Below are 20260 nucleotides of genomic sequence, written 5' to 3' on the forward strand. Positions count from 1 at the left end.
GGGCGCTAATTTGCACCAGCCCCTTGCCGGGCTTGGTCTCAAAGCCGTGCCGGACCGCGTTTTCCACGAGGGGCTGCAGGCTGAGGAAGGGAATGGGGCCATATGTGTCGACTCGAATCTGCTGGCGGGTGGGCTGGCGGGCGGGCCTTGGTTGCCTGACTCTACGTGGCTTGCGCGGGCATGGCTTGGTAGCCTGCTGGACGTTTTCGCCTAGGCCAAATCACCAGCGCCGTAGCAGCCAACGGAAGCGCAAACACCAGCATCGGCAGGACCATAATGCCCAGGAACGCCGTCACAATGGCACCGATCAGGGCCCCCAGCAGCACTCGCAGTGCTGGCGTTCCTGGCAGCATCTGGAACAGGAACCAGGCCAGAGCCGCACCACCAAACGCGGATGCCGTCAGCATCCCCAGCTCCATACCGTCCCAGGACGGAGCGTTGGTATACGCCGCGGCCATCGATCCACATGCCAAGGCAGCTAGTAATAACGGACCCCAAATATGCCGCGGACTGCGTTTAAGTGAGGGCCCAAACCGCAACCCAAGCACCGCCAGCAGTGGCACCGCCGATACCAAACCAATCGTGATGCCCTGCCCCATGGCTTGTGTCCCATCGTTGGCCCCACCCCACGAGGACCCCGTCAGCGCGTACACAACTCCCACGGTCCCACCTACTCCGCTAACGCCAGCCAAAATCCGCGATGCCAACAGGCCCGGGACCGCCGCCTTCACGGAGAGTCCGGGAGCCGCCGTCGTACTTTCTTGGGTATCCTGGCCGCTCTGGGCGCCTTGATGCTCAAGGGTCGACGCCGGAGCCACCTTGGTGTCGCGTTGAGCCTGGGCTACGGCCAAGACCGTGACAGTCAGCGCCGCCGCGGCGGGTATGTACGGCATGAGTAGCAGCACGCCTGCGAACAAGGCGCCGAATCCCCCGGCGAGAACAAGGGCGAGCATTCGACGCCAGGTGGCCCGTCCGGCGTAGACCGAGTCGAGCAGGAGCATGGCTGCCGCTGTGCCCGTGGCCCAGGCCACTAGGAATAGTGGGCCCACGATTCGGCTGAGGAAGGGGGCGGCCATTCCGGAATCGGCGGCGTCGAAGGCGAGTGAGAGGCCCTGCCATGTGGCCGCAGTGAGCCCTACAGCGATGATGGCGAGTGCGAGAATCCCTAGGGCACGGGGCCCCGTGACAGCGCCCCGTTCGCGGAGAAGTGAACACACCGAAACCATGGTCAAAGCCGGGCCGAGTCCGGCATTCAACGCGGGCAGCAACCAGCTGCATCCGGCTTCGTCGAGCACTTGCAAGCCCCACGTGAAAACGACGCCGACTGCGAGCGCAACAACGATTGCAGCTATGCCACTGCGCATCGCTAGCTTGGCGTCGAGTCGTGTTCCCACGCCGTGGGCCACCGATGAGATACGCTCCCCTGTGCTGGGCTTGAGCCTGCCCTGGGCATCAGCGGAGTCGAGCATGGTGGCGAGCAACGCTGCGCCATTTTCCTCGCGCCACGCTTTCGGGTACCAGCGCAACATGCGTGCATAACGCACTTGTGTGGTGTGGGCTTCCGCGGTACTGGCTTCCGCAGTACTGGCCGGTGACTGCTCAGGGCCGTTCGATGAGCGGGTCTCTGAGCCCTTCCCTGCGTCACTCACTGGACGCTTCACTGAGCGAATCCCTGCGCGAAACCCTGCGCGAATACGCGGCTGGTGACTCCGGGGCTCGTGAAGGCATAACTGTGGCCGGAGAGACGCTTGAGCGCCATTCGTGCCTGCGATTGAAGAACTCGGGCTTCTTCATCGAGGCGCGTTGCTCCTTGATCCGTCAACCGGTAATACCGCCGGGCCCGTCCAGAAACAATCTCTTCACCGTCAGCGGCAACAAGTCCATCCCGTTCGAGGCGTTCCAAAGCGGCATAGAGCGTGGTGGCTTTCAACTCCACGCGGCCATCGGAGACCTTGGCACTCTCGAGCATGATCTCGTACCCATGCCTGCGCCCACTGGCGAGAGTGGTAAGAATCCAGAAGGCCGATGAGCTTAGCGAGGTAGACATGACTCCACCATATGCCCACTGTGGGTATATGCCAAGCTTTGTGTCAGTTTAGATTCCCGGCCATGGCAGCCGGCGTTTTATCAGCTGACTTTCCGCTGGAAAATGCGGTCCTGCAAGTACCCGCATCGGCAGAAGCCAACTCATACTTGCCAGCCTCTAGGGTCTTGATGACCGCTGCGAAAACCTGCTCGGGAGAATGTGAAAGGCTCATGGGCTTCGTTACGGGCGCATGCATGATGTCGACCTCCAGTTGGCACTGAATGTTGGCACTGAATGTTGGGACTGGCTTTAGGCACTCTCAAGGAGACCCAAGCTTCCGAAGACCAGCGTGGGCGTTGGGCAGAACTTCCCAACCCATCGCACTAGGATGCCAGTGCTTTAGGTACCCAGCACTTAGGTACCACCCATCGCGGCACCCAACCCTTGACTTCCCTCCTCTATTCCGTGAAGCTCGTCCCCCAAGCCATCGATGAGAGGTCTCCATGGACACGTCACGCTTCCCCAGTTTTCCGAGTGATTTTGTGTGGGGCGTTTCCACCGCCTCCTACCAAATTGAAGGGGCCGTCAACGAAGACGGCCGGGGCCCCTCCACTTGGGATGCCTTCGTGGCCGAGCCTGGGCGCATTCACAACGGAGACACCGGAGCCATTGCCTGCGACCACTACCACCGCTATCCCGAAGACATCGCGCTCATGCAAGAGCTCGGTGTGGACGCGTACCGTTTCAGCTTCTCGTGGTCTCGCATCCAGCCCACCGGCAAAGGTGCGGTGAACGCCGTCGGACTTGGGTTTTACGACAAGCTCGTTGACGGACTACTGGAGGCCGGGATTACCCCAAGCCCCACCCTGTTCCACTGGGACACGCCTTTGGCGCTCGAGGAGACGGGAGGGTGGCTCAATCGGGAAACCGCCGAACGATTTGCCGACTACGCCCAGATTCTTGGCGAGCACTTTGCCGACAGAATCCCGCGCTGGATCACCATCAACGAACCCGTTGTGGTCACGATGCTCGGCTACGGTGCAGGCATTCACGCACCGGGGCTGGCGCTCGGTTTTGACGCACTCCCTGCCGCACACCACCTGTTGCTCGCGCACGGCCTCGGCGTTCAGGCGCTTCGTTCTGCGGGAGCTTCGAATATTGGCATCGCGAACAATCACGCACTCACATGGTCCGCCAGTGAGAGCGAAGAGGATCGTGCAGCCGCCGGACTCTATGAGAACATCACCAATTGGCTCTTTGCCGACCCCATCCTCACCGGCACCTACCCCGAGGCAGTGGCCCCTTTCCTCCCTCCCGTCCCTGACAGTGACTTGGCCATTATCTCCACGCCGATCGACTGGTACGGCATCAATTCCTACAACCCCACCTTGGTTGGTGCGCCCACCACCGGGGACGCCGCGCTCATGGATGGGCACGCCTTGGATGCAGCTCTTCCGTTTTCCTTGCGCGAGATTCAAGGCTATCCACGCACTGATTTCGACTGGCCCGTGGTCCCGGAAGCGTTCACTCAATTGCTTGTGAGCTTCAAGGAGCGCTATGGCGAGTCACTCCCTCCCCTATTCATCACCGAGAATGGAGCCTCCTATAGCGATGGCCCGGACGACGCCGGACGGGTCCAGGACCAGCGCCGAATCACCTACACCGATGCTCACCTGAGGGCTCTCAAAGCTGCCATGGACGCCGGTGTGGATGTCCGCGGCTACTTCCATTGGTCGCTCTTGGACAACTTTGAATGGGCTGCGGGCTACTCTCAGCGTTTCGGTCTCGTCCATGTTGACTACCAAACCCAGAAGCGCACTCCTAAGGATTCGTACTACTGGTACCAAGAATTGATCAGGTCAAATCTGAGTTAAAGTGAGCTAAAGATTGCGGCGATCCACCGAGGGTCCGAGTAGGTCGCGGACCAGCGAGTGGCCGCATTCCCGTCGAAGGCTTGATGGGCAGGGAAACTTGGCGTTTCAATTCCGGAAGAGGTAGCCACTGCCCCTGCTGCGGCATTGGGGATGCCGTGTACACCGAGGCTCCACACCCCCATGGTGGCGAAGCCTTGGGTGGGGGTCAATCCGGCAAGCCGCCCATACCGTGCTTCAGTCGTTGGAAAGGTGACCTGGTCCTTGCCTGGCCCAGCAACCTTATAAGGACTCATCCGATCCCAGAACAAACCGTCTTTGGACGTCTCAACGGCATAACCCGCCGGAGCGTTGAGCTCCCATTTAGCCGTGGCAGATCCGATTTTCTGTACAGACTCGAGGTCAATCATCAAAGCGGCTTCTTTGCCATCGGCGGATTTACTTCTCCTAGGGCGCAGGACCAAAAACTGCTGCACGGCTTCTTCATTCGGGAGCGCCCAAAGTCCCTGAATGCGAGTGCGGCATGTTGCGCGCAGGATTTGCCGGACTTCAGGCGTATAGCCTGTTGCCATGACGAACCTCTTCGATGAGAACTTCTGGGACGAGCGCTACGGCGGCAGCACAACAGTGTGGAGCGGGCAGGCAAATCCCCAACTAGTTGCTGAGTTATCTGATCCTGATGCTGGCGCCATTACAGCGCCTACTTCTGGTCCAAACAATGAACGGCCTGGCGATCGGCGTGGGGCCTCAAATATCCCTCGCACTGCTCTCGATGTGGGCTGCGGCGAAGGTGCTGATGCAGTATGGCTGGCTCGCCAAGGCTGGGACGTGACTGCTGTGGACATTTCACGTGTAGCCCTTCAACGCGCCAAGGAGCATGCAGCTGCGCTGGACTTGGCGGGTTCCATCAGCTGGGAACACCAGAATCTGTTGACCTGGACTCTCCCGGTATCCAGTTTTGGCCTTGTTTCCGCCCAGTTCATGCACTTACCCAGCGACGAACGGGAACCCCTGTACGCTCGACTCGCTACTGCGGTTACCCCCGGAGGGACACTGCTCATTGTGGGCCACTCAGCATCAGACATTCACGCAGGTGCCAGGAGACCAGATGCTCCAGATTTGTACTTCAGTACGGAGGAGCTCGCCAGCTCGCTGGATCCGCAGCAGTGGCAGGTTCTGGTCTCGGAGTCCCGGCCCCGTAGTGCGCAAAATTCTGAAGGGCAGCCGATCACAATTCATGACGAGGTTCTGCGAGCCATTCGCCTGGCCTAGTTACTGCAGGATTCCGCGAAGGAACGACTTCAGAATTTACTGCCGGTCCACACTGTGCCGGCTTTGGTATCCCGGTAACGGAGGCGCCGTGGAAACGTATCGGTGGCCGGTGGGAGTGCTGATGCAGGTTCCCGCCGGACCACCCTCTGCCACTCCATGGGACTCGCTGCCCTTGACACGTTTGGAAACCCAGCCGGGCGATTCCTTGGCCCGGTTGCAGTCCGAACACAGACCTTGACCGTTGTCCAGAGAAGTGGCTCCCCCGGCCACATAGGCTTTGATGTGGTCATACTCCCGGATTGGCGCGTCGCAATAGGGTGTTTGGCAGCGTTGACCTTGGAGCCGAAGGAATTCCTTCATGCCTTCCGGGAACAGTCTGCCCTGAGAATCCATAGCCAGAAGCTGATTGGTTTGCGGGTGGGTGAAGAGCCTCTTCAGCCACACTCGAGCTGAGAATCCTCCGTTCAGGACCATGTCGCGGGCAATAGGGGCTGGAATCGGATCGTAACCGACAAGAATGGCTGGCTCATTGTCAGTACCAAAGAGCGATCTGTCCGTCATGACCAGCTCCAAGGAGATACTGGCCTCATCCACGGTGGTGCACAACTGGTCGCCCGTGGCGCCAAACGGCGGAAAAGTTGCCGCCGGGAAGCCATCCACCGGAACACCCCGGTGATCGCTGACGGTTCCAGCGCCATCATTGCATGGGGCGTGCTGGATCAAGCGGTGCATCAGCGCGTCCGCCATGATTTGCCCTTTGCCCCGTTCATCACCAGAATTCCTGAGACTATCGGCAATCTTGGTCAGTGTGGCTAGCACACGCACTCCTTGTTTCAACGGGATCAATGCCGTCAAGAAGGTCATGCCATCTGCCGCTGGCCGAAGCGAGACATAGCGCTCTCCCACAGCTTTCTCCTGCCGCTTCACAAAAGCTTCCGGATCGAGGTTGTAGGCGGCTCTTCTGGCCGCCGCGCCGAGTTCTCGATTTCCTAGAAGCTCGACGGCGTCCATGTCACCACAGATTTTTCGATCCACCATTTGCCGGTGCTCCAGCGACAGAAAAACTGTTTCCCTAGCGACAATGCCAGCCTTGTACTCGCTGATCCTTCCTTGGGAGAATGCCTGCATGCTACACGGCATTTCCCGCACCAAGACCTCGGATAATTCACAGAGTTGGCGCCCTCTAAACGGCGATTCGTGTCTGGCAAGAGCCAATTGATGGGGAATGCCGCGACCCACTTTTTCCTTCGGGGTTCCCGCGCAAGCCTGACTAAGCCGTTGCTGGGCAACAAATAAAGTTTGCGCATGGGCCTGAGCCGCGGCAAGAGCATTTTTAGCTCGTTCAAGGGAGCCAATAACGTCAAGCAGCACGACACCGGAAACCGCTTCGACGGCTTCAGGGTCAAAACCTACATCGGAGATTTCGCCGCCCAAGGCCCGCAGCACGTCTGTGGCCAGTGTTGCCTGAGACGCGGCCTTGGTGGCATCTGATTTTGCCGTTGCCACACGTTGTGCCAAATGGGCCAGAGCGTCAGTATTTTTGCTTTCTCGGAGGGCCACTGACATTCCTTCAGTGGCAGCGACAACCTGCCCCTGCGCCCGGTGCGCAAATTCATGAGCGAGGGCCGCATCCAGCTGCGCCAGCATCACAGGGTCAAAGAAGGAATCGCACTCAGCCAACAGAGCGCTGCTGAACTCAAGCAGTCCTTGGCACTTACCCATGGCAACCGCACCGGAGTTCGCAGGTTTGGCTGGGCTGGCTTCAGCCAAGGTCTCCCACGCAGGCACACCTGTTGGTTCAATACCGACGTTGTTTGGTGCAGCCGCGGGGTCCACAGGGGGTTCAGCAGCTCTCTCGACATGCGGCCTCACCGCTGGGGCACTGCCAGTCGGCACCCCTACTTCTGGTCTATTGCCGACCGGCGACCCCAGTCCGGCAACAACCACTGGGGAACTCACCCATTCAGGAGCCGCCATGCGATTCACCGCCTTGCCATTTCGCCTAGGTCCGTCGGCAAAAGCTACGGAACCAGATTGCGTCCTTGAATCAAAGACAAATTCTGCAACAAGTGTCGATTCAGATCGTCCTTGATCTACTGCTACTTACGACACTACGCACACCCTCTGACATTCTGGATGCCAGAACCACGACACCTGGATAGCCGCGGCGCCGGCCTTGCCGGTGGAGGAATGAATGAGGCAAAGCGCTAGGACAAAGCCTCAGCGGATGCCTTTCGGGGCTTGAAGCTGCGACTTCAGGCCGGGCCCCAATTCGGGGACACAAGGGTGGACACAAGGAATGGCTATGAGTCGCGCGCTCAACTCATGAGCTCACCGATGTATCCGATGTATCAGACGCCGGATACCCCTAGCCATCGAGGCAAGACGCCCCATCTGCGAGCGCAGCCAGCAAATCAACAGCGAGCCTGCCAGTCACCGAGTTTCTAGCTCATGTGCGCCTGGCCCACCTACGCCTAGCTCACCTACTCCGAGCCCAATTGCGCCGAGCCCACCTACGCCGACGGCTTTTGAGGACAGCTTTCCAGACAGGGTTTCCGGTCGCAGTTTCCCAGCCTTCCCAGCCTCCCCACCCTCCCCAGAATTCCTCGAACGCCCAAGGCTTACCCCTGCAGCAACTGAACTTAGAACCACCGCGATACCCGCTATCTGCAGGGCCCCCATCGATTGACCCGCCACTGCCCACCCGAGCACAATCGCCACTACAGGGCTGAGCAGTCCCAAGAATGCTGCGGCGCCTGCTGGCAGCCGCGATAAACCTCTGAACCAGCAGAAGTAGGCGAATGCCGTGCCAAAAACGGACAGATACAGGTACCCGAGCACATTGGTGACCTTCAACGGTTCCGCCGGCAGACCTTCAAACACCAGCAGCAAAAAGGCTAGGGAAGCTCCACCTGCCATCAGTTGCCAGGCGGTGGTGGCCAAGGCCGTGACTGGCCGGCCACCACGTGAAACCGGCTGTCCCCATTTCTTGGCCAATACCGTGCCGGCGGCCATGGACACGGTGCCTCCTGCTGCGGCCACAAGTCCCAATGCGTCCAGTCGAGCCTGCGATTGCAGCACGATCAATGCGACACCCAGCACCCCCGCCCCGCCGGCCATGAGACGTGGCACAGTCAACTTTTCGAGCAGTACCGCACTAGCCAGCACCGCCACCATCAGCGGTTGAATCCCACCAACAATGGCGGCAACTCCACCGGGCAACCGATACGCCGCAATGAACAGCAGAGCGAAGAACGCTCCGATGTTGAGCACTCCCAAGACCCACGACTTCCACCACCATGAACCCTGCGGCAGCTGACGCGAAAGGGCCAGCAAGAGCAATCCGGCGGGGAGTGCTCGCAGCACCCCGGCAAGCAGCGGCCTCCCCTCCGGTAGGAACATGGTGGTTGTGAGGTAGGTAGTCCCCCACAGGATCGGGGCCAAGGAAGTCACGATTATCAAACTCAAATTTTTACTAAGCACTTAGCTAATATAACTAAGTGCTTAGCAAATTGCTAGAGTGGTGCCATGGCAGACCACCTTGAACGCATCCTTGCCCAATGGCACACCGAAAAACCTGAGCTGGATGTCTCTCCCATGGCAGTGATCGGGCGCTTGAGCCGGGCCGCCTCAGCCGTAGACACCCGACTCGCCGCAACGTTCGCCCAGCACGGGATGGATGCCTCTACCTTCGACGCCCTGGCCACACTCCTGCGCAGCGGGGCCCCGTACAGCCTCACCCCCGCCGCACTTGCGCGCGACGCCATGATCTCAAGCAGCGCGGTTGCCCAGCGTCTCAACAAGCTGGAAAGTCGTGGTCTGGTCAGCCGCGGCGCCAACCCCGACGACGGACGCGGCACCTTGGTCTCGCTGACCACCGCCGGCAGAAAACTAATCGAGACCACGTTGCCGGATCATCTGACTGCCGAACATGCCATCACAGGCGCGCTGAGCAAAGCAGAACAGGCACAGCTGGCAAACCTGCTGGAACGCATCACCGCAGCCGCTTCGGATCTCTGAAAGCCTCCCTCTTACTTGTTTGCCCAAAAAATTGAAGGGCACCGCGGGTGGAACAGCACAGCGGCCAGAAAACGGAGCGGCACACGAATCGATCCATGACAGACTTTCCCAATGACCAAATTGATTGCTGCGCTGGCCATTCTTGCGATGCTTGCCTGGGGCGTAACCGCGGCCGCTGCGTGGATTACCAAGAAGAAGGCCCCGCTAGCTCTCGCGGCCGGCAAGGCCCCGCTGCACGCAACTGCCGCCGATCAGGACCAGTCCATGCGCCGGGCCCAGTGGCGCACTGTGGCCGCTTTGGTCTTCGCAGCCGTCATGTTTGCCGCCCTGTTCAGGATTTCGATTGGCCTCTCCGGCCAGGAGGGCTTGCCGATCGCGGTCACTGCGGGCCTCTCTGCCAGCGGCGGGCTCCTGCTGTTCTCGGCCCTGCCCGCCGCCAAGCTCGCAACGCGCGAACGTCTCCTGCCTAGGCAATCCTTCATCTTGCCGGCAGCTGTCCTCGCCGCTTTTATCGCGTTCATCGCCTTTGTGGTGGCAACCGATCTGGTCCCGAATCTGACCCTTGAGAAGTACGACGGCGTGCCCCTCCTCCTCGTCGCCGTCCTGATCTGCGGTGCCTCACTTCTTGCCCTGCACAGGTTGAACACCACGGCCACTCTCCCGGATCCCCGCATGGCTGGCCTTGACCGCCGGTGGCGCGAAATCTCCGCCAGAAATCTACTCACCTTCATGAGCGGCGCGCTCCTGAGTTTCTTCGGCATGGCCGCGCTAGTGACTGCCATGGCACTCAACTCCGCGGCACTGAGCAAAACGGCCAGCGCTTCCGTCTCCACCCCCTGGGTAATCGCCTGCGGTGCCGGTGGCGCGGTACTAGCGCTGGCCGGCGTCGTACTTCTGGTCTTGGCGGCCAGAAGGGCGCTCGCTCTGCGCACCGCAGCACGCAAAGAAACCCTCGCGCCAGCACCCGAATAAGCGCCCACGTGAAAACCGCATAAACTGGGTGGCACCATGACTTTGACTATCACCTACCCTGCCGCGCTGCCCGTCTCGGAGCGCCGCGAGGACATCATGGCTGCCATCGCCGCCAACCAGGTCACCATCATTGCCGGTGAGACGGGGTCGGGAAAAACCACCCAGATCCCGAAGATGTGCGTGGAGCTGGGTCTGGCCGAGAAGGGTCTGATCGGCCACACGCAGCCGCGCCGCCTCGCCGCACGCACCGTGGCCGAGCGCATCGCCAGCGAACTGGGCGTGGAAATCGGCGAAGAGGTGGGCTTCCAGGTCCGATTCACCGGCCATGTGGGCCCGCAAACCAAGATCAAACTCATGACCGACGGCATCCTGCTCGCGGAAATTCAGCGCGACCGGCTGCTGCGCAAATACTCCGTCATCATCATTGACGAGGCCCACGAACGCTCGCTAAACATCGACTTCATCCTCGGTTACCTGCGCCAAATCCTGCCCAAACGCCCGGATTTGAAAATCGTCATCACCTCGGCAACGATCGACCCCGAGCGTTTCGCCACCCACTTCGCCTCCGCGGAGGGCCCGGCGCCCATCATCGAAGTCTCCGGGCGCACCTTCCCCGTGGACATCCGTTACCGCCCCTTGAGCGGCCCGGCCAATGGGGAGGGCGCCGGGGAGGACGACGACGAACTTGAGTTGCGCTCGGACCGGAACCGACACGGTGGGAACCGGGAAGACGGCGGCAATAGTGAGGAAGACCGCGACCCGCTCGATGCCGTGTGTGACGCCGTGGATGAACTGTCCAAAGAGGCGCCCGGTGACATCCTGATCTTCTTCTCCGGTGAGCGCGAGATCCGCGACGCCGCTGACGCCCTGGCCGGCCGGGTAAAAACAAATCCGCGGCTCCGTGACGTGCAAATTCTGCCGCTCTTTGCCCGGTTGTCGCTGGCCGAACAGCACGCCGTCTTTACGCCGGGCTCGCGGAAGCGGATCGTACTGGCCACCAACGTGGCTGAAACCTCGCTGACAGTGCCAGGCATTAAGTACGTCATTGACACTGGAACAGCCCGTATCTCGCGGTATTCGCACCGCACCAAGGTCCAGCGCCTGCCCATTGAGCGCGTTTCCCAGGCCTCGGCCAATCAACGTTCAGGCCGTTGCGGGCGTGTGTCTGACGGTATCTGCATCCGTTTGTACTCCGAGGAAGATTACAACGCGCGCAGCGAGTTCACCGACCCGGAAATTCTGCGCACCAACCTGGCCGCCGTCATTCTTCAAATGACGGCCATGGGCGTGGCCAAGGGACCCAAGGATGTAGAAAAGTTCCCGTTTGTGCAGCCGCCGGATTCCAGGGCCATCACCGACGGCGTGACCTTGCTCCGCGAGCTCGGTGCCGTGAGCGCCCAAGGTGGGATCACCGGCGTCGGGCGTCAGCTTTCACAGCTGCCAGTAGACCCGCGTCTGGGCCGCATGATCGTGGAAGCCGCCAAGCGCGGCGTGGCCGCCGAGGTCATGGTGCTGGCCGCGGCGCTGACCATTCAGGACCCGCGCGAACGCCCCACCGACAAGCAGCAACTGGCCACGGAAAAGCACAAGCGTTTCCAGGACGAGAACTCCGACTTCACCGGATTCCTGAATCTGTGGCGCTATATCAAGGAGAAGCAGAACGAGCTGTCTTCCAGTGCGTTCCGGCGCCTGTGCAAGGCCGAGTTCATCAATTATCTGCGGGTGCGTGAGTGGCAGGATTTGTTCACCCAGCTCAAGCAAATGGCGAAGTCGGTGGATATCAAGGTCGCAGGCTCCGAGATCGATCCGGTGGCCAATCACGACGCCATTCACATGTCGCTGCTGACCGGCCTGCTCAGCCATATTGGTCTATATGACCAGCGCAAGCGTGAATATGCCGGCGCGCGCGGCACCAAGTTCATGGTGTTCCCGGGCTCGGCCTTGTTTAAGAAGTCGCCCGATTGGGTCATGGCCGCCGAGCTCGTGGAAACCTCACGGCTCTGGGCGCGCGTGGCCGCGAAGTTCGATCCCCTGTGGGCGGAGCAGGTGGCGCCAGATCTGGTGAAGCGCACGTACAGTGAGCCGCACTGGTCCAAGAAAATGGGCTCGGTCATGGCGCACGAGAAGGTCACGCTCTACGGTGTCCCGATCGTGCCGAACCGCCGCATCCACTACGGGAAGATCGATCCGGAACTGAGCCGGGAGATGTTCATCCGCCATGCCCTCGTGGAGGGTGATTGGCACACCAACCACAAGTTCTTCCACCGCAACCAGGCCCTGTTGGCCGAGGTGGAAGAGCTGGAAACCCGCATGCGTCGGCGTGATTTGCGCGTGGATGACGAGACGCTGTTCGAGTTCTACGATGAGCGTGTGGGCGCCGATGTTGTCTCAGAGCGCCACTTCGACAAGTGGTGGAAGGACGCCCGGCACGAGAACGCGGCACTGCTGGACTTTGACACGCAGGTGGTCATGGCCGAGGAGCCGGAGCTGGATGAGGCCGCCTTCCCCAAGCTGTGGACGCAGGGCGAGTTTGAGCTGCCGCTTTCTTATGAGTTCCATCCCACCGCGCCGGGTTCTGCCCCCAACCCGTCCGACGGCGTGACCGTTCAGGTGCCGCTGTTGTTCCTGAACCAGCTGTCGGAAGCTCCGTTTAGGTGGCAGATTCCGGGCCTGCGTGCCGAGATGGTCACTGCCCTGATTAAGTCGCTGCCCAAGGCGATTCGGAAGAACTTTATTCCGGCACCGGATGTTGCGCGGCAGGCTGCGGCATCGCTGGCCGAGGACTTCGATCCGTCGACGGATGCCTTGGAGCCTTCCCTTGAGCTGGCGCTGCGCCGACTCAAGGGCCATGTCATTCCGCCCGGTTCCTGGAATTGGGACGCCGTGCCGAGTCATTTGCGCATGACGTTCTCCGTGGTGGATAAGAATGGCCGGATTTTGGAAGAGGGCCAGAATCTCTCCGAGCTGGCGTCCAAGCTGGCCGGAGCCACCCGGCGCGCCATTGCTGAATCGCTCGGCGCAACGCCGAAGACAACGCAGGCAGGCCGGGCTCCGCTGGCCAACCCGCTGGCCAACCCGCTGACTAACCCTTCCGCGAAGAACCCCAAGAACCCGTCCGCCAACGGCACCACAGCGGCAGGTAGCGCAACGGCGCAAGGTGCCGCTCCGGCGTCGAACATTAGCGGCGGCACAATCGCTGTGACGGACGGTATTGCGGAGCGTTCCGGGATCACCACGTGGGATGTGGGCACGCTCCCCCGCGAAGTCAAGCGTCTGGTAGGCGGGCACACGGTGACCGGTTATCCGGCGCTGGTGGATGAGGGCGTCACCGCCGGGATTCGCGTGTTCCAGCGCCAGGATATGCAGGAATCGGCCATGCGTGGCGGCGTCATTCGGCTGCTGGCGTTGCGTGTACCTTCGCCGGATCGCTACGTTTTGGACCACCTGAGCAACACTGAAAAGCTCACGTTCAGCCAGAACCCCCACGGCAGCGTCACTGAATTGATTGCGGACTGCACGCTGGCCAACATCGACAAGCTGACCCCGGCCGCGCTGCCCTGGAACAGAGCAGATTTCGACGCGCTGTATGAAGTAGTCCGCGCGGAACTGATTGACACGGTGTTCTCGGTGACCGCCGTCGTCGAACGGGTCTTGGCGTCCACTATGCGCATCCAAAAGCAGCTGCGAGCCACCACGAGCCTGCCGCTGATCAGCGCCCTGAACGATATCAAGCAGCAGCTGGACCTGCTCGTGTACCCGGGCTTCGTGGCCAAGACGGGCTTTGCCCAGCTGAGTCAGTTGCCGCGGTACTTGGGTGCCATTGAGAAGCGTCTGGAGAAACTACCCAGCAATGTGGCGCGCGATGGCCAGTCGATGGCCGCCGTGCAGCGTCTTGAAGACGAGTACGACGACGCCGTGGCGGCCCTGCTGCCCGGCCAGCGGTCCACGGCTGGGCTGGATCATGTGCGCTGGATGATCGAGGAACTGCGCGTGAGCCTGTTTGCCGTGGAGTTGGGGACTGCGTATTCGGTCTCAGAAAAGCGAATCCGGGTGGCGCTGGCGAAGGCCATGGCCTGACCCAGCAGGAGTTGTCACTGCGTTGGCCAAAGCCAGTACCGATTCCGCCGTTACACTTCGGGTTCGACCGGGGCAGCCTCGGACGCTGAATCTGCCGCCTCCGGCCCGCCGGGTGACTCCGCGTCCTGCGGGTGGTGTCCGAACGGGTCAATGCGTGGGCGTTTATCTACCGGAAGCCGTCCCCGCAATCGGGCAGTGAGCGCACGCAGATTCATCAAGGGGGAATCCTGGTTCGGGCCCTCGACTTCCAGCCCGTAAAAGTCGCCAATGTGTTCCACGAAGGCCATGCGCCTGGCCTTTTCGTAGGCGCGCGATTCGCGGGAGAAGGCCCGGTAGGTGGACCAGCAAATCAAGATCAGCACAACGCTGAAGGGCAGTGCAATGATGATTGCCGCCGTTTTCAGGGCCTCCAAGCCACCGGACAGTAGCAGGGCGCTAGCCAGTAGCGATGTGGTCAGGGTGAAGAAGATGCGGATCCAGTTCTTGGGTTCCACGTCTCCGCCGCTGGCGATCATGCCCATCACCAGTGCGCCCGAATCGGCGGAGGTCACGAAGAAGATCACGATCATGATGATCGCCCCAAAGGTGAGCACCCCGCCGGCCGGAATCTGCGCCAACGTCGCAAACAGGGCGCCAGCGGCGTCAACCGTCCCGTCCGGACCCACCAGCCCGCCTTTGCCGGAGAGCTCGGAGTACAGTGCAGTACCGCCCAGCACGCTGAACCACAGCAGTGTTACCAAGGTGGGCACAAGGATGACTCCGGCCACGAATTGGCGTACTGTGCGTCCCTTGGAAATCCGGGCAATGAAGATCCCCACAAACGGGGCCCAAGAGATCCACCAGCCCCAGTAGAACGTGGTCCAGGTGGACTGCCAGGCCTCGCCCTCCGCGCCGGAGAAGGCGCTGACATTGAAGGCCATGCCCAGGAAGTTCTGCAGATAATTGCCGGTGGACTGCACAAAGTTGCGCAGCAGGAACTGGGTGGGGCCGACCACGAGCAGGAAGACCACGAAGATGCCGGCCAGGATGAGGTTGGTGTTCGAGAGCCATTTCATGCCCTTGCCCACGCCTGAAAGCACCGAAAAAAGCACGAAGCAGGTGATCACCGCAATGATGACAATGTCAATGAACAACGACGAGGTGATCAGCCCGGCACTTTCCAGTCCGGCGCTGATCTGCAACACACCCAACCCGAGCGAGGTGGCCACGCCGAAGATCGTTCCCACCAGTGCGACGACGTCGATGAGGTTGCCCAGACCGCCACGAACCCTTTTTCCGAACAGGGGCTCAAGGGTCCAGCGGATCGATACCGGCCGGCCGCGACGGTGGATGGCGTAAGCCAGTGCCAACCCGATGACCACGTAGATCGACCAGGCATGGACGCCCCAGTGCAGGAAGGTTTGTGAGAGCGCCTGCTGGGCGAGCTCAGCGGGGGCTCCGGTGGTGCCGGGCTTCGGTGAAGCGAAGTGGGTCAAGGGCTCACTGACGCCGTAGAACACCAAGCCAATGCCCATGCCCGCGGCGAACAACAGGGAAAACCAGGAGCCGAGCGAAAATTCGGGTTCGTCGTCGTCCTTGCCCAACTTGATATCGCCAAATTTGCCGAAGCCGACCCACAAGCAGAAGATCACCAGCGCTGTGGCCAACAGAACGTAGTACCAGTTGAAGTAGCCGACGATGGTGCCCTGGATTTCCGAAAACAGGTTCTCGGCGAACTCGGGCGCAATCATGGCAAATGACGCGAAAATGATGACAATTAAGGCTGCTGGCCAGAATACCCAGCGATGGACCCGTGGCGTGGCTTTTGTTTCTGACATTTTTCCAGCATATGCGAATTTTTCCCTGAGACGCCGCTACTCAGCTTAGTACTCAACGGTGCGTTTCCGCTGCCACGGTTACGCTACGGACCAGCCGCCGTCGGAAGACAGGATGACGCCGTTGACATTCACACCGTCGTCGCTGAGCAAGAACGTGATGGAGGCTGCGAGCGCGTCGCCTTCGGCTGCGTCAGGCAGCACAGCCATGGCGCGACGAACACGTGCAGCACCCAGCTCGGAATCGAAGCGAGCCTCAATGTTGGTGATGACCGGTCCCGGCGCGACAGCATTGACGCGGATGCCGCTGGGCCCGTACATGAAGGCGCTGCTCTTGGTCAGACCAGAGACAGGGACGCATCGCCGCTACCGTGGAGCCGGCCGACGTGATGCTGGCCATTGGCATGCTGGCGTCGTTACTTTCCCGCACCCCGGTGGATGAGCGGATGGAGTCCGCGATTCGGGCCCGGGCCATTTTCAGGGCGGCGTTCGTTCCGCGCGCGCCGTAGCGCCACCAGCAGACCCCACAGAACCACGCACGACGGCGGCACTCACCGGCCGCCGTCGTCCACGTCTGCGTCTGGTTAACATCGAACGGTGCGCAACTCAATGAGTGGCGCACCGTTCGATGTTAACCGTACGCGGGTGCAAAGTGCAGGCCTGCAGCAATCGCGAAATTAAGCCTCCGGGACGAACTCCCCGTGCCCGGCTTCGCGCAAGGCCACCCGGAGCTTTTCGGCGTTGGCATCCATAGCGGCCGGATCCGGGTTGTTGTTGACAGTGCCGAAGTCGAAGTTTTCCAGCCCATAGGCCGGGAACACGTGCACGTGCAGGTGCTCCACTTCGAATCCGGCAATGGTCAGCCCGGCGCGCGGTGCACCAAAAGCGGCAACCTGGGCCTGGCCGATGGTCTGGGCCACAGCCATCAACTTCGTGACCAGCTCCGGGGCGGCATCGGTCCATTTGTCCACTTCAAGGCGCGGGACCACTAGGACGTGCCCGTCGGTCAGGGGCCCGATGGTCAGGAAGGAAACGCAGTCATCGTCCTTCCAGACAAAGCGTCCGGGAATCTGGCCCTCGATGATCTTGGTAAACAGGGTGCTCAAGAAATGCTCCTTATATGAGGGTGGGAAAACTAGATGGTGGCGGTGTCCAACACAAAGCGGTACTTGACGTCGCCCGCCACCATGCGGTCGTAGGCACCATCAAGATCTGCAGCGGTGACCAGTTCAATATCGGAAACAATCCCGTGCTCGGCGCAGAAATCAAGCATTTCCTGGGTCTCGGCAATCCCACCGATCAAGGATCCCCCATAGGCCAGGCGCTTGCGGATCAGCAGGCCGGGCTCCACCGGCGGCATCTTCTCCGAGGGAAGGCCCAACTGGATCAGGGCCCCGTCGCGAGCCAAGGTACGCAGATACGGGTTCAGATCGTGGACCGCGGCAACCGTATCGATAATGGCATTGAGCGACGCCTTGGCACCAGCCATGGCTGAGGGATCGGAGGAGATGACAACATGGTCGGCGCCGAGATCCAGAGCATCGGTGGTTTTGGCTGGCGAGGTAGTGAATACCGTGACCGTGGCGCCAAGTGCCTTGGCGATCTTGACAGCCATGTGGCCCAGCCCGCCAAGGCCAATGACACCCACCTTGTCACCGTCCTGAACATCGAGGTACCGCAGCGGCGAGTAGGTGGTGATGCCAGCGCACAGCAGCGGGGCGGTGGCTGCCGGATCCATGCCTTCGGGGATATGCAGCACGTAGTTTTCATCCACCACGATGCCCTGCGCGTAGCCGCCCTGCGTGATGGTGCCACCGTTCCGCCGATCAACAGCGCCGTAGGTGCCAACATTTCCTACTTCGCAGTACTGCTCGAAGCCTTCGAGACAGGAATCGCACTCGCGGCACGAATCCACCATGCAGCCCACGCCGACTCGCTCACCCACGGTGAAACCCTCGACGGAGTCCCCTACTCGGCTGACGGTGCCCACAATCTCGTGCCCGGGCACCAGCGGGTACTTGGCCGGCCCCCATTCGGAGCGGATGGTGTGCACATCGGAGTGGCACAAGCCGCAGAATTCAATGGCGATTTCAACGTCGTGCGCGCCGGGTTCGCGGCGTTCGATGGTTGAAGGGGTCAGTCCGGATGTTGCTGAAACAGCTGCGTAAGCCTTTACTTGGGTCATTGTTCAACCCTATCGCCGTTGCTGCCACTCCCGCCAGAAGCCCCTCGCTCAGAAGGCCCCGTCGCAACTGGCCGCTCCGGCTGATTTGACCACGCGGAGAAGGAACCCGGATACAGCGCCGCCCGAAACCCAGCAATTTCCAACGCCGCAATCTGATGCGCAGCGGTCACCCCCGAGCCGCAATACACCGCCACCTCGCTGCCCGGCTCAACGCCTAGCCCCGCAAACCGGGCCCGCAATTCAATCGCCGGCAAGAATGTGGCATCGGCCGCCAAATTCTCTCTGGTCGGTGCACTCACGGCCCCCGGAATATGCCCAGCCCGCGGATCTACCGGCTCAACCTCACCCCGGAACCGCTCCCCCGCCCGCGCATCGAGCAGAATCCCGGACCAGGCGGCGGCTTGGTCCGCGTCAATGGTGGCCTTTGCCCCAAAATGTACGACGGCGTCACCTGGCTCCGCTTGCTCCTCACCTGCTGCGAGGGGAAGGTCAGCAGCGCGCCAGGCGGCCAGACCGCCGTCGAGCAGGTAAACATCTTTGAACCCGGCATAACCCAACAGCCACCAAGCACGGGCGGCAGCAGCAGCTCCGGCGTCGTCGTAGACCACCACGGTGTCACCGGAGTTGATACCCCAGCGCCGCACCGTGGCAGCAAAATCTTCCTCGGACGGCAGCGGGTGGCGGCCGTCTTCAGGCTGCCCGTGACCGGCCAGCTCGGTGTCCAGATCCACGAACACAGCGCTGGGAATATGGCCAGCAAGGTAATGCTCGCGGCCGTTCGGATCGCCCAGCGCCCAGCGGACGTCCAGCAGCACCGGCGGCGTCGCGGAGACTAGGCACGTCTGTAGCTCGGCGACATTGATCAGAATACTCATGGGATGCTCCTTGGGCGAGGTTCACGGGCAACTGCAGATAAATCTACTGCGATACGCTGACTGGCATGAACACTTCGCACGCTGACTGGTCTTGGACGCACAACGCCATTGGCAAGGTCCAGGCCGAGAATAACCGTTCGGCAGACACGCACCTGTACAAGATCGAGCTGCCCGAGGCGTGGGGCGTGGACCTGTATGTGAAGGACGAATCGTGCCACCGGACAGGGAGCCTGAAGCACCGGCTGGCCCGTTCCCTGTTCCTCTTTGCCCTCGTGAACGGCCAGATCAACCGGGGCACCACGGTGGTGGAAGCCAGCTCCGGGAGCACGGCCGTGTCCGAGGCGTACTTTGCACAATTGCTCGGACTGGACTTTGTGGCCGTGATGACGCGATCCACGAGCCCGGAAAAGATCGCCCTCATTGAACAGTTTGGCGGGCGTTGCCATCTAGTGGAGCACGCCGATGAGGTGTATTCGGCGGCGGCGGAGATTGCCGCGCAGAACAATGGGCATTACATGGACCAGTTCACCTATGCCGAGCGGGCCACCGATTGGCGCGGCAACAACAACATTGCCGAATCCATCTTCAGCCAGCTCTCGCACGAACGCCATCCCGAGCCAGCTTGGGTAGTGGTGGGCGCTGGGACCGGCGGCACCTCGGCTACGATTGGCCGCTACATCCGCTACCACGGACACTCCACCCGGATGGCCGTGGTTGACCCGGAGCGCTCCGCTTTTTATCCGGCCTGGAAGAGCGGTGATCTGGGCACGGTCACCGGCCATTCTTCCCGGATCGAAGGAATCGGCCGCCCCCGCGTGGAGCCCAGCTTTGTTCCCGGAGTGATCGATGCGATGTTCCAGATCCCCGATGCCGCTTCCGTGGCGGCCATGGTGCACTTCGCGCAGCTGAGCGGCATGCATGCTGGGCCTTCCACCGGCACCAACCTGTGGGGTGTGTGGCAATTGGTGGCGCAGATGGTGGCCACCGGGAAAAAGGGCAGCATTGTGACGTTGATGTGCGACGGCGGGGAGCGCTATGCGGGCAGCTACAACAACCCTGCCTGGCTGGCCGAAAAAGACCTTGACCCGGCTCCGCATCTGCGCACGATCGAGGACTTCTTCGCCACCGGCGTGTGGACCGGCTGATCA

16 protein-coding genes and 1 pseudogene are annotated in these 20260 nt (G+C 61.4%); 7 read left to right on the plus strand and 10 right to left on the minus strand.

The genetic code is table 11. The features are described 5' to 3' along the window. Positions 1-161 precede the first annotated feature (161 nt). Together AB0O97_RS06955 and AB0O97_RS06960 are read right to left on the minus strand one after the other, a co-directional pair. A complete protein-coding gene (locus AB0O97_RS06955; protein WP_363881259.1) occupies positions 162-1649 on the minus strand; it encodes a hypothetical protein in 1488 nt (495 codons plus the stop codon). A gap of 8 nt (positions 1650-1657) precedes the next feature. Then, positions 1658-2047 (minus strand): PadR family transcriptional regulator, encoded by a 390-nt coding sequence (locus AB0O97_RS06960; protein WP_363881261.1) that lies wholly within the window; start codon positions 2045-2047, stop codon positions 1658-1660. Between the two features lie 482 nt (positions 2048-2529). Here AB0O97_RS06960 and AB0O97_RS06965 point away from each other — a divergent pair, with 482 nt between their 5' ends. After that, on the plus strand, positions 2530-3900 hold the full coding sequence (locus AB0O97_RS06965; RefSeq protein WP_363881263.1) for a GH1 family beta-glucosidase: 1371 nt from the start codon (positions 2530-2532) through the stop codon (positions 3898-3900). Here the strand turns inward: AB0O97_RS06965 and AB0O97_RS06970 are convergent. After that, on the minus strand, positions 3897-4469 hold the full coding sequence (locus AB0O97_RS06970; protein WP_363881265.1) for a hypothetical protein: 573 nt from the start codon (positions 4467-4469) through the stop codon (positions 3897-3899). The two genes, AB0O97_RS06965 and AB0O97_RS06970, sit on opposite strands and share 4 nt — an antisense overlap. On the opposite strand from AB0O97_RS06970, the gene AB0O97_RS06975 reads away from it, so the two are divergent. Further along, the gene (locus AB0O97_RS06975; RefSeq protein ID WP_363838562.1) at positions 4468-5169 is read left to right on the plus strand and encodes a class I SAM-dependent methyltransferase; all 702 of its coding nucleotides are present in this window, start codon (positions 4468-4470) and stop codon (positions 5167-5169) included. The two genes, AB0O97_RS06970 and AB0O97_RS06975, sit on opposite strands and share 2 nt — an antisense overlap. A 36-nt stretch (positions 5170-5205) precedes the next feature. Here the strand turns inward: AB0O97_RS06975 and AB0O97_RS06980 are convergent, their stop codons facing one another. Further along, entirely contained in the window at positions 5206-6957 is a 1752-nt protein-coding gene (locus tag AB0O97_RS06980) for a DUF222 domain-containing protein (protein WP_363838559.1), read from the minus strand. Between the two features lie 645 nt (positions 6958-7602). Further along, positions 7603-8622, minus strand: coding sequence for an EamA family transporter (locus AB0O97_RS06985; protein ID WP_363839344.1), 1020 nt, complete (start codon positions 8620-8622; stop codon positions 7603-7605). Between the two features lie 75 nt (positions 8623-8697). On the opposite strand from AB0O97_RS06985, the gene AB0O97_RS06990 reads away from it, so the two are divergent. The 3 genes from AB0O97_RS06990 (at position 8698) to hrpA (ending at position 14238) form a co-directional block, all read left to right on the plus strand. Then, positions 8698-9189: a MarR family transcriptional regulator gene (locus tag AB0O97_RS06990; protein ID WP_363838556.1), complete on the plus strand. Its 492-nt coding sequence runs from the start codon at positions 8698-8700 to the stop codon at positions 9187-9189. Between the two features lie 111 nt (positions 9190-9300). Further along, the gene (locus tag AB0O97_RS06995) at positions 9301-10161 is read left to right on the plus strand and encodes a hypothetical protein (protein WP_363881267.1); all 861 of its coding nucleotides are present in this window, start codon (positions 9301-9303) and stop codon (positions 10159-10161) included. A gap of 36 nt (positions 10162-10197) precedes the next feature. After that, positions 10198-14238, plus strand: coding sequence for an ATP-dependent RNA helicase HrpA (gene hrpA / locus AB0O97_RS07000; RefSeq protein WP_363881269.1), 4041 nt, complete (start codon positions 10198-10200; stop codon positions 14236-14238). Positions 14239-14288: 50 nt separating this feature from the next. On the opposite strand, the gene AB0O97_RS07005 is transcribed toward hrpA, so the two are convergent. Together AB0O97_RS07005 and AB0O97_RS07010 are read right to left on the minus strand one after the other, a co-directional pair. Next, positions 14289-16055, minus strand: coding sequence for a BCCT family transporter (locus AB0O97_RS07005; protein WP_363881271.1), 1767 nt, complete (start codon positions 16053-16055; stop codon positions 14289-14291). Positions 16056-16133: 78 nt separating this feature from the next. Next, positions 16134-16403 (minus strand): annotated as a pseudogene (locus tag AB0O97_RS07010) (SDR family oxidoreductase); the annotation flags it as partial. A gap of 20 nt (positions 16404-16423) precedes the next feature. On the opposite strand from AB0O97_RS07010, the gene AB0O97_RS07015 reads away from it, so the two are divergent. After that, entirely contained in the window at positions 16424-16561 is a 138-nt protein-coding gene (locus AB0O97_RS07015; RefSeq protein WP_363881272.1) for a hypothetical protein, read from the plus strand. 168 nt (positions 16562-16729) lie between these two features. Here AB0O97_RS07015 and AB0O97_RS07020 read toward each other — a convergent pair whose 3' ends face one another. Genes AB0O97_RS07020 through AB0O97_RS07030 form a run of 3 tightly spaced genes read right to left on the minus strand, consistent with a single transcriptional unit; the run spans position 16730 to position 19112 of the window. Next, positions 16730-17158, minus strand: a complete 429-nt coding sequence (locus AB0O97_RS07020; protein ID WP_363838541.1) for an HIT family protein — start codon at positions 17156-17158, stop codon at positions 16730-16732. Between the two features lie 29 nt (positions 17159-17187). Beyond that, a complete protein-coding gene (locus tag AB0O97_RS07025) occupies positions 17188-18237 on the minus strand; it encodes an NAD(P)-dependent alcohol dehydrogenase (protein WP_363881274.1) in 1050 nt (349 codons plus the stop codon). Further along, positions 18234-19112 carry a sulfurtransferase gene (locus AB0O97_RS07030; RefSeq protein ID WP_363881276.1) on the minus strand — a complete coding sequence of 293 codons (879 nt, stop codon included), beginning with the start codon at positions 19110-19112 and terminating at the stop codon, positions 18234-18236. The genes AB0O97_RS07025 and AB0O97_RS07030 overlap by 4 nt, the downstream gene beginning before the upstream one ends. A 65-nt stretch (positions 19113-19177) precedes the next feature. Here AB0O97_RS07030 and AB0O97_RS07035 point away from each other — a divergent pair, with 65 nt between their 5' ends. Beyond that, positions 19178-20257 (plus strand): PLP-dependent cysteine synthase family protein, encoded by a 1080-nt coding sequence (locus tag AB0O97_RS07035; RefSeq protein WP_363881278.1) that lies wholly within the window; start codon positions 19178-19180, stop codon positions 20255-20257. Positions 20258-20260 lie beyond the last annotated feature (3 nt).

It is taken from the genome of Specibacter sp. NPDC078692 (assembly GCF_040686835.1).
Lineage (GTDB): Bacteria > Actinomycetota > Actinomycetes > Actinomycetales > Micrococcaceae > Specibacter.